Here is a 14455-nt window from a genome sequence, read left to right as displayed (position 1 = left end):
GTACACGCCAAACGCGGAGCCAGCCGAGTTGACGTGGCGAAATCCTCTGCGGCGACCGTCGATTTTAGAGCTACGGCCCGTTCCGCGAGAGCTGCTCGGGCCTGAGCTAGAGAGTATCTCTTCCAGCACTTGGTTTCTGGCCGCGGCTTCCGCAGGCGGTGAAACTTGGCCACAATTTAGTGTTCGAGAGAGATTCTTTCGGCGATGCAACGAAGGACTATGTGCCGCAGCTGCCGCAAGTCCGTAACGGCAAAATCGGCCTCAACGTGAGCAGCGTCATTGAGAGAACAAAAAGCGGTCTTCAACCCGGCAGCGCGGGCGGATCGCAATCCTGCAAGACTATCTTCCACAGCGAGCACCTGGGTTGGTCGGAGATTGAGCTTGGCACATGCCGTGGCATAGGGCTCGGGGTCTGGCTTGCCGTATCGCACGTCATCTAGACTTATTGAGAACGCCATGCGCTCCTTTATGCCAAGAGTGAACATATTGGCATCAACGATCTTGCGACCTGAGTTTGAAACGCAGACCTGTGCAAAGCCACACGCGGCGAAGCAGTCGATCGTTTCGATCGCGCCAGGCATTGGCTCAAGGCTGCGACACCTATCGGCGTAATAGTCAACAATCGCATCATGCCAAGTTTGCTCCGTGAGCCTTGGCGGCATCCGATGCGAAAGGGAAAGCCATACTTCTGGCATGTGCACGCCACAGAACCGGTCATTTGGAATTTCCGAAAGGTCGACCTGCCAACGCTTGCAGACGGTGACCAGCGCCTCATGATGCAAAGGCTCGCTGTCGATCAGGGTACCATCAATATCCCATGCAATGGCACGTATAGTCACCCTCTGGTTCCTCTCGGCTAGTTCTTGCTGTTACTGTTTTTGCAGTTAGTGATTACCCAATGACGGCTGTCGCCAACAAGGACGAACAGTAGATGGATTAATTCATGCCACTTATGAATCGTCTCTTCGCTTCTTCGAACCGCGCAAACGCAATCAGCCGAGGAATTCGGTCGAACGGGAGTTCCATGATTGACCCGTCCTCGTTTACGACCCTTATTTGTCCATATATCGATCAACTGATCGGTATTTGGTGCTGCAGCCGAAGGTCGGACAAGCCCGGTGTCTCATTCGGAGTCCTCGCCACCAGGTTCGCCACCGAATACGAGACATACGAAGGATATGGCTGGGCTAACCGCCTGCTAACCGATTGTTTTTGTTGAATAGACGATGTCCCTCCGGGCCCACCAAAATACCTGTATAAGTAATTGATTTTATTGTATTTTTTGAAATCTGCCCACGACATGGACTCGAACCCCCTCCCGACGAGAACAATCAGCGTGTGACGTGAAACCGTCGAGTCAAAGGGGTGAACAAGCAGGTTCATGCATGGCGCTCCCGGCCGCATCAGGCAGGCCGAGGCCCGCAGATCGGCCTTGTAGATTCCGATGTCTATGTCGTCGCCAACGGCTCTTGAAGCCGCCGAGCTGGGGTTCTTCGTGCGCGCGAACTCGAGTCGGCCCCGCTCCGGCTGAAGCGCGTCAACACGGTCTCATTGAAACGCCGCTGGCGCTTCGAAATCCACGATGGGCGATCGTCGAAGCCCAACATCGAAGCCCTTCGTCAAGCGGTCGAAGCGCTGAACGTTCGACAGTCGATGCTGGCGGCGCCAAGATCGTCATTGAAAACGAGACTTTCGGAGCCCATCGCGTGGGCGCCTGACGCGCCCTTCAAGCGGATTTTGCTAGCGGCTAGCGGTTATATTGTCGCCCGAGCTACGACTGATAAGCTCGAGTTGCGAGCGCCGCACCGCGTATCCGAGATCAGCGAGATCGGTTGTCTCGTGCTCGAACATGATGCGCCAACAAACCACCTCGACGATTTAGTGCGAGCCGGAGCCAATACTGTAAGGGCCCTTCAGCCTTTCCGACGCCAGCGGATAACGCGTCTATAGTGCGTCTGACACCATCTCGATCCGCTCTTCGGTGACCGCGTCGAAAAAGTGAAGCCTGTGGCGCAGCAATGTCAGTTCAAGCTCGTCGCCGGCTGTTGGGCAGACCGTCTGATCCGAAGCGCGCTGTATGATGGGGCCAATTTTCGTTTCAGTGAACACCAGACGCTCGTGTCCGAGGTTTTCGGTGACCGCCACCCGTCCTGTGATCGTCGGGCCTTCGGCATGCGCACCGACAACCACGTGCTCCGGCCGTATGCCGACAATCACCTTGGATGGCAGGGGTCGCTTTATCTTGACGGCAATATCCTGGCCTCCGATGCGTATGGTTGCCTGTCCTGAACTCTCTGCTTCGAAGGTATTCATTTTGGGAGAGCCGATGAAGCGCGCAACGAACAGGTTCGTCGGCTTGCTGTAAATCACTTCCGGTGTGTCGTATTGCATCAGATTGTGGGTGCCCTTAACCGCGATCGGGGCAAGCACCGCGATCTTGTCGCCCATGGTCATGGCCTCGACCTGATCGTGCGTAACATAGATCATCGTCGCTCCCAGCTTCTGATGCAACTGACGCAATTCCAGCCGGATCGAAGCGCGGAATTCCGCGTCGAGGTTCGACAGCGGCTCGTCGAACAGAAAAACCTTGGGATGGCGAACGATGGCGCGGGCCAGCGCGACGCGTTGGCGCTGGCCACCGGAAAGCCTGCCGGGGCGCTTGTGCAGGTGATCCGTCAACCCCACCATCTTGGCCACCTCGCGTACGGCGCGATCGATTTCAGTGGCATCGATTTTTCGGATCTTCATGCCAAAGGAGATATTCTCGAAGACCGTCATATTGGGGTAGAGCGCGTAGTTCTGGAACACCATGGCGACATTGCGATCGGCGGGATTGGCTGCCGACACATTGTTTTCATCGATGAATATGTCCCCGCCCGAATGTGGCTCGAGCCCCGCGATCAGGCGCAGGATCGTGGATTTTCCGCAGCCGGAAGGGCCGACCAGAACCGTGAATTCGCCGTCGGCAATCTCCATTTGCAGGGCCTTGACGATGGTCACAGGTCCGTAGGCGATGTCGATATTGCGAAGCGAGACGTTGGCCATTTTCCAATCCTTGTAATATTCGAGCAAGCCGCCCCGAGCGGCGCCGGTCATTCGTGTGGCCTATTTGACGGCACCGAGACTCAACCCCTGCACGATGCGGCGTTGCGCGAGGATGGCAAAAAGCGCCATGGGCAGTATTACGATGATGGATGCCGCCGACATTGCGCCCCAGTCGATCGAGGCATAGCCACGAAAACCCGCGACGGCCAAGGTGACGGTTTGGGCGCGGTCGAAAGTCAAAGCGAGCGCGATGGTCAACTCGTTCCACATCTTTATCGAATTCAGGATCGCGGTGGCCGCAAGCCCAGGCGCGGCGATGGGCACATAGATTTTCCAGATAATCTGGCTGGTTGAGGCGCCCTCCAACTGGGCGGCTTCAGCCAGGGAAGAGGGCACATCGGCGAAGAAAGCGCGCACGAGCCAGATCGTGAAGGGCAAGGTGAAGATCTGATAGACGATCGCCAAGCCGATTACCGTGTCATAGAGACCAACATATTGATAGAACACATACATTGGGATCACGAACAGGAACTCGGGAAGCATGTAGGATATCAGCAGCCAGATCAGAATTGTCCGCTTTGCCGGCACGCGGCGTTTGTTCAGCATGTAGGCAGCGGGTATGCCGACGGCGAAAGCGAGCAGGTTGCCTATCACGCATACGAGCACGCTGTTGAAAAATGCCCCCGAAAATCCGCTGGTGGTCCAGGCGCGCTGGAAATGCTCCCAGACTGGGGAAAAAAACCAGACCGGCGGGATGGCGAAGGCGTCGGTGCGGGTTTTCAGGGCGATCATCGCGATCCAAAGGATTGGGAAGATCGAAATGATCGCGGCCAAAATTGCCGCTGCGTAGCGCCAGACGATGCCGAGGGATGCCGGTCTCATGATGCGTCCTCTTCCGTGGTGTCGAGCCGAAGATAGGCAAGGCAAAGCAGCAGGATGATGAGGGAGAACACAACCGAAAGCGCCGCCGACTCGCCGAAGCGGTGAAACTTGAAGGCGGTCTGGTAAGCCAGCGTCTGCACGACTTCAGTGGCGCGAAGCGGTCCACCGCCGGTGGTGCCGAAGACAATGTCAAAGATCTTGAGCGTGTCCACCGTGCGGAAAATGATGACGGTAATGAGCACGGGCTTGAGCATCGGCAAGGTGATGTGGCGGAAGGTTGCCCACGCGCCGGCGCCCTCAAGCTGCGCGGCTTCAAAGGGCTCGGCAGGCAGGCCCTTGAGCGCGGAGGACAGAATGATGAAGGTAAAAGCTGTCTGCCACCACGTGTCGATCATTATGATGGAGGGCATGGCGGTGGGCACGGTGCCCAGCCAGGCAGGGCCGGCGATGCCGATCTGAGCGAGGAAATAGTTTATGATGCCCTGGGTCGGGTCCAGCAACACTTTCCAGACCAGGGACACGGCGATACCAGAAACCATCAGGGGCATCAGAAGAATGGTTCGGATTATTCCGGCGCCTACCGTGAGCCGATTGATGACCAGCGCCAGCCCGAGCCCGAGCAGGGTCTCCACAACAACGGCGGAAACTGAAAAGATCAGCGTGTTGAAGAATGCGCCGCGAAACTGGGGTTTGGTCAGCACGCTGATAAAATTCGTCAGCCCGACGAAATTGCTGGTTTTGCCCCAGTTCCAATCGGTGAAAGACAGATAGATCGAATAGATCACGGGGTAAAAAGTGTTGAGCGCTAGCATCAACAATGCCGGCACCAGAAGCCAGTAAGGGTTAAACGCCGTACGCCGCATGGTCGTCTCCAACATCAGAGGCATCTTGGACCGGTGCGGCGGGCGGGGCGGTTCGCCCCCCCGCCGAAGGCGTTATTGGAAAGTGCCAGCCAGCGTTTCTTGCAGTCCATCGGCCGCTTGTTGCGGGGGCGTGCCCGCGACCATCGCGTGGATCGTGTCGACGATCTGCAAGACGACTTCGCTCCAGCCTTCACGGAAGACCGAGGTCGGGCGGGTGTGCTGCATCTGGGTCTGCACCGCCGCCACATAGCCCGGGTTGAGCGCGGCTTTGTAGCCGGCATCCGCCCAGGACGAGAGGCGCGGAGCGCCGCCGGTGTTTTTGCCAAGTTCGGCTGTCATGGCCTTACCTGTTGCCCATTCCACAAACAGCCAGGCCGCACCCTTCTTCTTCGAGTTCTTCGGGATTGAGATGCCCCACGACCAGTGACCGCTATACCCGATGTCGCCAGCGGACGGGGGAAGGGGCGCATAGCCGACCTTGCCAGCGATCTTGGATGAAGCCGGATCCTCGAAGCCGGGGCCAAAGACCGAAGCGTCGACGAAAAAGGCTGCGTGCCCTTCGGAGAAGAAGCGGCTGGCGTCTTCCCAGCCATACGACAGCACGCTTGGCGGGCCAGCCTTCAGCAGGCCCGCATAGTAGGATAGGCCTTTGGCAATGCGCGGATCGTTGAAGCGCGGTTTGGCCCAGTCGCCGTCGAACCAGATATTTTCCGGCAGCGCCGCGGGCTGGTCGCCCCAGGCATCCAGCACGATCCCGGTCATCGTATCAACAAGTTCGGCCGATCGCTTGCCGCGCATCGCGGCGCCGAAATCCTGCCCATTGCCCGCCGCCGTCACTTTGGCGGCGTCGGCCATCAGCTCATCCATGGTCGCCGGCACCTTGCCGCCGAGATATTTTGCGACGAGATCCTTGTTGTAGAACAGCGTGTAGGCTTCGAACGAGATCGGGATCGAATAGAGCTGGGCCGCCGGATCGTTCACCGGAAACGTCGCGCCAAGCCGGAACCCGGCCGGGTAATCCTGCAGGTCGTAGGCCGCATCCGTCTTGTTGGCGTCGTTGAGGAATGGGGTTAGTGGCTCGACCGCATCCGCGCCCCACTGTTCGAACAGGGCCGAGTCCATCTGAACCATATACGCATCGGCGAGCGGCTCCGTGGAACGAACCGCAAGGTTCATGCGATCAGTGTAGAGGTCTTCAGCGAAGGCGGAAATGTTGACCTTTATTCCGGTCAGGGCCTCGAACTCGGAAATGTTCTTCCTCAGCGCGACTGTCCAGGGGTGCTCGCTGAGAAGGACGGTGATTTCCGTACCTGATTGCGCTTTCCAATCGATGGCAAAAGCCGGGGCTGCCGAGATAGCCAGGGCGGCGGCGGCGGCGAGAAGTTTCGCATGTCTTTTCATACTCACTTCGAACTCTCCTAAGGCAGCGTTGCGTTGACAGCTTGTATTAACATGCTAATATCCTAATGTCGAGTCATGAAAACATACGAATCGAGGAGCCGGCAAAATGAGCGAACGAGGGTTCCGTAAGATGGGGGTTCGCAGGACAGGGGGCGTACCGATGTACGCGCAGGTGTCCGACATTCTAGCGGCCGACATTGAGAGCGGCGCGAGGAGCGACGAAGGTCCGCAACTACCTTCGGAAAGCACGCTGGCCAAGGAGTTCAAAGTATCCCGAGTGACGGTGCGGCAAGCACTGAAACGGCTCGAAGCGCGCGGGCTAATATATAGCGAACAGGGTCGCGGGTATTTCAAGACCGCGGCACGCATGGGCGGCGTCTCTGGATTTCACAGCTTCACCCATGAGGTTCGCAAAACGGGCGACACGCCGGGCACCATCGTCCTTGAGAGACAAATCGTGGCGTCCTTGCCCCAGGACATGCAGAACCATCTGAAGATTCAGCACCCGGCCAATGTTTCCCTCGTCTATCTCAAGCGCGTTCGCACGATAAACGAGGTGCCGATTGCGATCGAGGACGTCTACCTGCCGGTCGATATGTATTCCGGCATTGAAGGGTTGAATGTCGGAGAAGGCTCTCTCTACAGCCAGATCGAAGAACGCTGGGGCGTGGTCCCAGCCTGGACCGACGCCCTGTTCGAGCCTGTGGCAGCGACCGAGGAGGAGGCTCGAGTGTTGAAGGTTGCTCCAGGGAGCCCGCTTTTGGCCGTTTGGCGCGTCACGCTGACCGAAAGCGATGACGTGGCCGAGTATGTGAAATCAACCTATCGGGGCGGCGATTTCAAACTGCATGTCAGTCGCTACCGCCTCGCGGACTGAGCCCACATGAGCGAGAGGTTCGTCATGGGTGTGGATATCGGTGGAGGAAGCACCAAGCTTGGGCTTGTTTCGCCTGACGGCAGGATCATCGCACGTCAACGGGTGACCTATGCGAAGGCGCCAACCGGCGAAAAGATCCTTTTCGACTACGCCAACGCCATCGACGATCTGATGCGCGGTCAAAAGGTCGAGCGGTTAGCCGGGATCGGCATCGGCTACCCCGGTCACATTCTCCCGGATCATGTCAGTGGGGACGACAGCAATGTGCTGGCGCTCGATGGAATGCCGATCGCCGCTATTCTCAAGCGCCGCTTCCAGTGCCCTGTCCGGCTCATAAACGATGCAGACGCAGGGGCGATTGCCGAGCATCGTTTCGGTGCCGGTCGTGACGTTGATCGACTGCTGATGATTACCGTCGGCACCGGCATTGGTCTGGCGTTCCTGGTGGACGGTGTGCCAACAAGCACTGCGAATGGCTGTCTTGGCGACGCCGGCCACGTCATTGTTGTGCGCGACAATGCGGTGCGCTGCCGGAAAGGCTGTCTGGGGTGCCTCGAATCCGTAGCCTCGGGCGAGGCGATCGAGGCGTATGCCCGCCGGGTTCGACCGGGTCACAAAGCCACGAGTGCTACCGCCGCGCTCGTCCGCGACACCTTGGACGGCAATGCTCAGGCCATCGGTATTATATCCGAAGCCGGGTTCTGGATCGGAATGGCCGCGGCCAGTTGGTGCAACATTTTTGCACCCAGGAAGGTTCTGGTTGGCGGCGGCATCAGCGCGGCCGGCGGGATCCTCGTTGATGCGATCCTTGCCGAAACCAAGCGCCGCGGCATGCCCTCGAACGTCGAAAACACGAGTTTCGGGATCGCTGAACTCGGCAATGATGCGGGGATCATCGGCGCGGCGGCACAGATGTTCTAACGAACCCTCTTTTCATGAGGCGACCGCGCCTCTGCCCCGAAAATTACAGATGGAGTTGTCATGACTGTCGCAAAAAATTTCCTGGCCGATATCCGCGAGCAACCCGCAGCGATACGCCGCGCTTTGGCGGGTGTAACGGAGGCAAAGGCCGCTCAGATAGAGGCGCTCTCGTCTGCTGTGGCCAGCGGCCGGATACGTCATATCATTTTGACTGGTATGGGGGGATCGCTACACAGTGCCTACGGCAGTTGGCAGCGGCTGGCACGGACAATGGCTGTGCCGGTTTCGCTTTGGGACACCTCCGAACTTATCCAACAAGCGCCGGAGGTGCTGCGTGCCGACACGCTGGTAATCGCGATCTCCCAATCTGGAGAAAGCGTAGAGCTGAAGAAACTGACCGAAAGCGCCAGCCGGCCGTTTTTCGTGATTTCAATCACCAACGGTCCCACCAATTCACTTTCAGCATGGGCCGATTGCGCCATAGCAACCGACGCCGGCAGGGAAGACGCGGTTTCGACCAAGACCTATGTGGCGGGTTTCATCGCGCTCTGCGTTGTCGAGCGTATCCTCCTCGACAGAACTCGGGAAACTGCGGCTGAGATAGAGCTTGTGGCCGATGCAGCGGCGGCCCATCTCGACCGGTTCGAAGATGGTGCGCATGAAGCTTTCGAATTTCTCGGTCATGACAAACCGCTGAACTTCATTGCCCGCGGCGCCAGCTATTCCAGCGCAGCCATGGCTGCGTTGATGACGGTGGAGGCCACCAAGCTCGACTCGACTGCCTTGACAGGCGGACAGTTCCGCCACGGTCCGCTGGAGTTGGTGCGCGAAGGTTTTCGAGCGGTGCTGTTCCTGGGAAGTGGCCCGGTGCGCGAGCTAAACGAACTTACAGCTCAGGATATCGCTCGCTTTGGAGGACGCTGTCTTGTTATCGCCTCCAATCCTCGGAAGGAGTTGCGAAGGTCGGGGGTTGAAATCTTGGAACTGCCGGACGCTCCTTCTGCCTTGTTGCCGGCTTTGGAAATCATCCCGCTGCAGTTCATGATGGTGCCTTTGGCGGTTGCCCGGGGTTTTACGCCCGCGGTGTTCCTCAATGGCACCAAAGTGACAACGGTCGAGTAGTCCACTCCCCAACTTCGCCTCCGACCAAACCGATTGCACGCGAGGACCTCGCTCATGAGTGTCAAATCCAATGAATACGAGTATGTCATCGTGGGAGCGGGGTCAGCCGGTTGCGTACTGGCCAATCGCCTGACCGAGGACCCCAACGTATCCGTCTGCCTTCTGGAAGCGGGGCCATCGGACCGAAGCCTCTTTATCCAGATGCCGGCCGCGCTGACGTTCCCAATAGAAAGCGACGTCTACAACTGGAAGTTCGAAAGCGAGCCGGAACCCGCCTTGCACCATCGAAGGATCGGCCAGGCGCGCGGCCGCTGTCTTGGCGGCAGTTCGTCGATCAACGGCATGGTCTTCGTCCGTGGCAATCCCAAGGACTATGACCAATGGGTTGGGCTCGGCGTCGAGGGCTGGAGCTTCGCCGACTGCCTGCCTTATTTTATCAAGATGGAGAGTTTTGAGGGTGGGCGCGATCCCAACAGGGGTGGCTCCGGCCCGTTGAGCGTGACCCGCAGCGAGGCCAAACATCCGTTTTACGATGCTTTTTTGCGGGCAGGTGAGCAATATGGGCTCGGCAACGCCGGTGACTACAACAGCGGAAGCCAGGAAGGCGTGCACGTCACCCAAGCAACGATCCGCAAAGGCGTGCGCTGTTCCACCGCCGCGGCCTATCTGCGCCCGGCGATGTCGCGCCCCAACCTGACGGTCAAAACCGGCTGCCTAGTCGAGAAAATCGCTTTTGACGGCACGACGGCCACGGGCGTCGTTTACAGCCGCAATGGTCAGGTCGAAAAGGCGATGGCGGGGCGTGAGGTGATCCTGTCTGCCGGAACGATCGGTTCACCTCACCTCCTGATGCTCTCGGGCGTGGGCGAGGCCGCTCACCTGCGCAGCCATGGCATTCCGTTGGTCGCGCACAGCCCCGGTGTCGGACGGAACCTGCAGGATCACGTCGTGGCCTCATTGCGCTTCCGTTCCAACGGCGCCGACGCCATCAACCGCAAACTGGAAAGTCTCGGACGGATCAAACTGGGTTTGGAATGGCTGCTGTTCAGATCCGGGCTGGGCGCTACCAGCTTCTTTGAAGTAGGCGCCTTTTTCGATGGCGGCAGCGGCACGGACTATTTCAACCTGCAGCACGAGTTTCTGCCCTTTCTGGCCGACTTCCAGTCCGGAAAAGTGGTGCTGGGAGACGGCTTTCAATATTTTGTCAGCCAGATGCGCCCGTTCAGCCGAGGCGCTATCCGACTAAAATCAGCGGACCCGAAAAAGTATCCGGCAATTCAGTTCAACTATTTCGATGACCGGCGCGATATGGTCGAAATGGTCGACGGCGTGCGCAAGACGCTGGAAATGGCCGGACAGGCTGCCTGGAGCAAGCACAGTGCCGGGCAATTGGACGCGGTAGGCCGCAATTCAACGGATGCCGAAATCGAAGCCTTTATCCGCAATGTCGCAAACACCGAACATCATCCAGTTGGCACGTGCAGCATGGGCACGGACGGCGAGGCGGTCACGGATGCGGTGGGCATGGTGCACGGGACTAAACATTTGCGCGTTGTTGATGGCTCGATCTTGCCGAAAATCCCCTCCGCCAACGTCAATGCACCCATTATCATGGCTGCTGAGAAAATATCAGCGGCGATCGTTCACCAAATTGCCTGAGCGATGCGACTCACTCATGCTCGGGGCATGCTTGGCGTGGCCAATAGAAAGACTGGTTTCGCTGCCCACCCAAGGCCGTTTCTCTCGGCTGAGCTAAACAATTGTCTGCTCGGTTCCGAACACGTTCTGTTTTCTTAAATAGCTAGGATCAGCGAATGTCGGTATCGGTCGTTGCTTGTCCACAACCGGGTCCACCAATTTCATTTGGACAAGAGGGCGTTTAGCTCGGCGCGGCGGAAAGAAGCAGGATGGCGCGCAGAGTCGACATTGCATGAGGATGTCACTATATAGCGGCGGCTTCGACCGCGTACCTCTGGTTGCGCCCACGAAGCAGCAGTAAATGTGCTACGTATTGTGATACCTATTGTGATACAAATCGGTGATTAGAGCCGGGAAAAAACGAATAGAAACAATTAAGTAGGGTCGCAAGCGATCCCAGCCAACGGTACCATCGACTTCTCCCCTAAGCTACTGTTTTTGCTTTAAAAAGGTTCGGCTGCTGGCTTTCAGGCTTGCTCTGAAGGGCGAAGGCGCGAAGAGGAAGATCCTGATCGCTACCTCCACCATAATTTCCGCCACGCGGTCGAGCGCGCGCTCGATACGCTCAGCGGTGATCGGCCCAAGCGCAGGTGCGTAGCGCTTCACCGCCACACAACCGTAGCGATCCGATCTGCTTCAGCCTCTATCTCTACCGCGCTCGCAACCAGGTCGAGCGGTTCTTCAACCGGATCAAACATTGTCGCCGGGTGGCGACGCGCTACGACAGGCTGGCCGCCAACTACCTAGCCTTCGTACATCTCGCGTCAATCAGGCTATAGCTGCGCCTTTATGAGTCCGCGTCCTAATGCGGTTTGTCTGGACCGGTTCGGCTGGACCGGAAAGGACTTGATCGGAACGCGACTGCAGGATCTTCTGGGTCCGCTACGCACTCAACCTACCCTATATCACCGCTGCTTCCAGGGGCCACGAGCAGGTGTTCAAGCGCGCCCGTAGTGCAGGCGATAGAAAATTGGAAAGCACGTGCGGTAACAGTTGATTCAACCATTGCTGGTATTCTAGGGAGGTGTGGTAGCGGCTCCGACACTGCGGCGGGGGTGGGTTGCCGGAGCCGCCTGCGCAGTCAGGGTTGGGGTTCGACCGCGCTGTCCCAGAATAGGACGGCGCGGTCAACGATCTCGTTAAAAAGCTTCGGAACTAATTAAGCATACGCTAATTGAATCGCGGTTTTGCGAGTCAGTTCATGCGTTTGAAGTTCATCCCGCCATTGATACCGATGCTCGTAGAGCAGCCCCCCGAAGGCGACGACTGGATTCATGAAGTCAAGTTCGATGGCTATCGCTCGCGGCTGATCGTCGACGACGCCGGCACCAGTGCCCGACAAGTGATCGTTGGGACTTTTTAGGCGCTCTTCTTACGTTCCGCCACTTCGACGCCAAGCCGGAACGCCTGGCCATCGGCATAGGAGCGTGCGTGACTTTCAGCCTCGAATGGGACTGTCAGCGTGTTGCCGTAGGCGGTAACGCGGACAGTCCATTTCTTGTCGCGAATGATTTCGACGGCGTGCTGCTCGGGCGATTCCATGATTTCCTCCACCATCACCAAGTGAGAGGGCGCAAAAATAGCGTCGTAAAGTCGTTTGAATGCGAACAATTACACACAGCCGTGTCGCAATGTTTTGAATCGACCGCGCATGCCCGTAGGGCCCGTGCCGACGGCAATGGCCTAGGCCCTTGAGCAACTGTAGCGGATCTGTGAGTAAGGCTTACCGCGCTGACGGTCGATTCGTGACGGCGTTCAGCGAAGCCGGCCGTCAGTTTCGCGGCCGCTATGATGAGGCCGGGGGAATGATGTCGACGTTCGTCGAGCACAGCCTTTTGGAGGTCACACAATCGATGGCCCGGACGTTTTGCGGCTGTGGCGCGACCTTCCGCTCCCGCGAGAAGGCGATTGGCGATCCACTCCAAAGTCGTCGACGATGATCTGCGAAGATGGGCGATTGGAACGAAAATGACCAGTCAGCGTTCTATGCGTCGTTGCCAATAACAATTCGCCAAAGGGAGGGTCGGCGTTGCAGTTAGGCGGGGGCAGCGAGAAGCTCACAGAGCGTCCAGACCAACTAAGCGCACTTTCGAGAAGCGCGATTATTGCTTGCGTCCGACGCCCGCGCCTCGATGCCCATGACGGATCAATCAAATAGTTGGAATCGCGCATCTGCCATGGAAGCCGGCGATATCGATCCCTGGCGTACAGCGAGGATCAGGTTCTCCAGCCCCAGTCGAACGTCATGCCATTGAATTCACGGGGGCGCTCCGTTCGACGCGCACAGTTGGCTGCGTCTCCAGTTGATCCGCAACAGTCTGCCAGCGATCGGCGAAATGGCCGTATGCGGTCTTGATCTGGACACCGACAGGAAGTTCCGGGCATTCATTCTCGCCATTGCTGCCCCAATTGACCCAACCGGACTGGCGCCGCTGGACGATCTGGAAAGCCCCCGACGGTTCCGATGTCCACCAGATCATGGCACGGCCCGTGGCCTCGTCGAATTCCACTGTCTTGTCGGCTGGACCGGGGAAGATCGTTTCGTGCGCGACGGCCGACACGTCGACCGGTTGATCTGTCAGGATCCAGTGCCGGTCCGTAAGATCAGCCTTGACATGCGCCGCTGCGCGCACACGTGCGAGGCGTTCGCGTAGCTCATCGTCCCCAAGCACGCCTTCCCATTTGCAAAACAGCCGCCAATAGAGGTCCCAATGGGCGGATTCGATGTCGCCGAGATGCGAACGGAATTCCTCGAACTTCCGGCTCTGGTTGGCCGAGTTGGTCACCGTGTCGGCCACCATCGCGACGAGTTCGCCGGCGTAGGGGTCACCTGCACGGTAGCGCGTGCCGCCATAGGCGGCGAAGCGATCGAACACGAGCCTGCCCTTGCCGCCCTCGAACTCGTCGCCGACAGTAATCTTGTTGGTGACGGAGCGGCCGTTGATGACGGTCTGGAAAGGGTCGACGCAATAGCGGCGCTGGAAAAAGGGCGTCCCGTGGGTGAACATCCAGTCGATCGAGAAGCGCTTGCCCTTGAGTTCATCCAGCAGGCCGTCCGGGATCGTGCCGTGCATCCGGTAATGGTGCAGAACCGGACCGCGCTCCAGCGTCTCGATTTCGACGGTCGTATGCTCGGGAGGATTGATGAGACCGTTCTCCGGGGTGAAGAAGGGCCCGTAAAAGCCGCCGATGGCATTGTTGCCGGAGGGTAGCAGTTCGAAATCGTCGGCCAATGACCGGAAGTGGCGGATTCCCCACTTGGACGAACCGAGGCCTTGCGCTGTGCCTGAGCAGAGCTCGAGGTCGAATACACCCGTATCAAGGCGTACGAAGCAGTCCGCTTCCCTGCCTTTGAGAACAGTGATGCCGGGGGCGTCAACCGAAACTGCGTCGCAGGGCTCGTCCAGCGTTAGCCGTAGGTGGCCGCTGAAGCTCACGGTCGCCGTGAAACGCGTTTCGCCTGGCTTGGCGTCCTGTGTCAGGCGCTGGCACAACACCCGGTTGCCAGCGTCGTCGCGAGCCCACCAGAGGGCATGCGGCAGGTCCGCGGCGACGGAAAAGACGATCGGCTCATGGTCGCGCCGGCCTGCGAGAGGATCTGTGATGGTGACGGCAAGGGTCATGGAGGTCCCTCCAGTGGAAAGTG

At 58.6% G+C, this 14455-nt stretch carries 13 protein-coding genes and 1 pseudogene; 6 read left to right on the top strand and 8 right to left on the bottom strand.

Annotated elements, in window-relative coordinates; genetic code table 11:
* Positions 1–176 precede the first annotated feature (176 nt).
* The 5 genes from AC56QP_RS09810 to AC56QP_RS09790 form a co-directional block, all read right to left on the bottom strand.
* Positions 177–839 (bottom strand): HAD family hydrolase, encoded by a 663-nt coding sequence (locus tag AC56QP_RS09810; protein WP_489859887.1) that lies wholly within the window; start codon positions 837–839, stop codon positions 177–179.
* Positions 840–1944: 1105 nt separating this feature from the next.
* A complete protein-coding gene (locus AC56QP_RS09805) occupies positions 1945–3096 on the bottom strand; it encodes an ABC transporter ATP-binding protein (protein ID WP_489859888.1) in 1152 nt (383 codons plus the stop codon).
* A 9-nt stretch (positions 3097–3105) separates the two neighbouring features.
* Positions 3106–3879 (bottom strand): carbohydrate ABC transporter permease, encoded by a 774-nt coding sequence (locus AC56QP_RS09800; protein WP_489859889.1) that lies wholly within the window; start codon positions 3877–3879, stop codon positions 3106–3108.
* Positions 3880–3923: 44 nt separating this feature from the next.
* Positions 3924–4790 carry a carbohydrate ABC transporter permease gene (locus tag AC56QP_RS09795; RefSeq protein ID WP_489859890.1) on the bottom strand — a complete coding sequence of 289 codons (867 nt, stop codon included), beginning with the start codon at positions 4788–4790 and terminating at the stop codon, positions 3924–3926.
* A 72-nt stretch (positions 4791–4862) separates the two neighbouring features.
* Positions 4863–6191, bottom strand: coding sequence for an ABC transporter substrate-binding protein (locus AC56QP_RS09790; protein WP_489863641.1), 1329 nt, complete (start codon positions 6189–6191; stop codon positions 4863–4865).
* A 106-nt stretch (positions 6192–6297) separates the two neighbouring features.
* Here AC56QP_RS09790 and AC56QP_RS09785 point away from each other — a divergent pair, with 106 nt between their 5' ends.
* The 4 genes from AC56QP_RS09785 to AC56QP_RS09770 are packed head-to-tail and all read left to right on the top strand — an operon-like array spanning position 6298 to position 10770.
* Complete coding sequence (locus AC56QP_RS09785; protein WP_489859891.1) at positions 6298–7068, top strand: GntR family transcriptional regulator; 771 nt, start codon at positions 6298–6300, stop codon at positions 7066–7068.
* A gap of 6 nt (positions 7069–7074) precedes the next feature.
* A complete protein-coding gene (locus tag AC56QP_RS09780; protein WP_489859892.1) occupies positions 7075–7989 on the top strand; it encodes an ROK family protein in 915 nt (304 codons plus the stop codon).
* 60 nt (positions 7990–8049) lie between these two features.
* The gene (locus AC56QP_RS09775; protein WP_497100588.1) at positions 8050–9111 is read left to right on the top strand and encodes an SIS domain-containing protein; all 1062 of its coding nucleotides are present in this window, start codon (positions 8050–8052) and stop codon (positions 9109–9111) included.
* A 54-nt stretch (positions 9112–9165) separates the two neighbouring features.
* On the top strand, positions 9166–10770 hold the full coding sequence (locus AC56QP_RS09770; protein ID WP_489859894.1) for a GMC family oxidoreductase: 1605 nt from the start codon (positions 9166–9168) through the stop codon (positions 10768–10770).
* A 468-nt stretch (positions 10771–11238) separates the two neighbouring features.
* On the opposite strand, the gene AC56QP_RS09765 is transcribed toward AC56QP_RS09770, so the two are convergent.
* The gene (locus AC56QP_RS09765) at positions 11239–11415 is read right to left on the bottom strand and encodes a hypothetical protein (RefSeq protein ID WP_489859895.1); all 177 of its coding nucleotides are present in this window, start codon (positions 11413–11415) and stop codon (positions 11239–11241) included.
* Positions 11416–11456: 41 nt separating this feature from the next.
* Between AC56QP_RS09765 and AC56QP_RS09760 the strand changes: the two are divergent.
* Positions 11457–11588 (top strand): annotated as a pseudogene (locus tag AC56QP_RS09760) (transposase); the annotation flags it as partial.
* Between the two features lie 422 nt (positions 11589–12010).
* Positions 12011–12172, top strand: a complete 162-nt coding sequence (locus tag AC56QP_RS09755) for a hypothetical protein (RefSeq protein ID WP_489859896.1) — start codon at positions 12011–12013, stop codon at positions 12170–12172.
* On the opposite strand, the gene AC56QP_RS09750 is transcribed toward AC56QP_RS09755, so the two are convergent.
* Positions 12169–12351, bottom strand: coding sequence for a hypothetical protein (locus tag AC56QP_RS09750; protein WP_256752464.1), 183 nt, complete (start codon positions 12349–12351; stop codon positions 12169–12171). The genes AC56QP_RS09755 and AC56QP_RS09750 overlap by 4 nt on opposite strands.
* A gap of 701 nt (positions 12352–13052) precedes the next feature.
* A complete protein-coding gene (locus AC56QP_RS09745) occupies positions 13053–14432 on the bottom strand; it encodes a hypothetical protein (RefSeq protein ID WP_489859897.1) in 1380 nt (459 codons plus the stop codon).
* Between the last annotated feature and the right edge of the window lie 23 nt (positions 14433–14455).

Source organism: Mesorhizobium sp. RCAM 05104 (genome assembly GCF_059683645.1).
The sequence above is the reverse complement of the archived record's forward strand: the minus strand, read 5'-3'. Positions and strand labels throughout refer to the sequence as shown.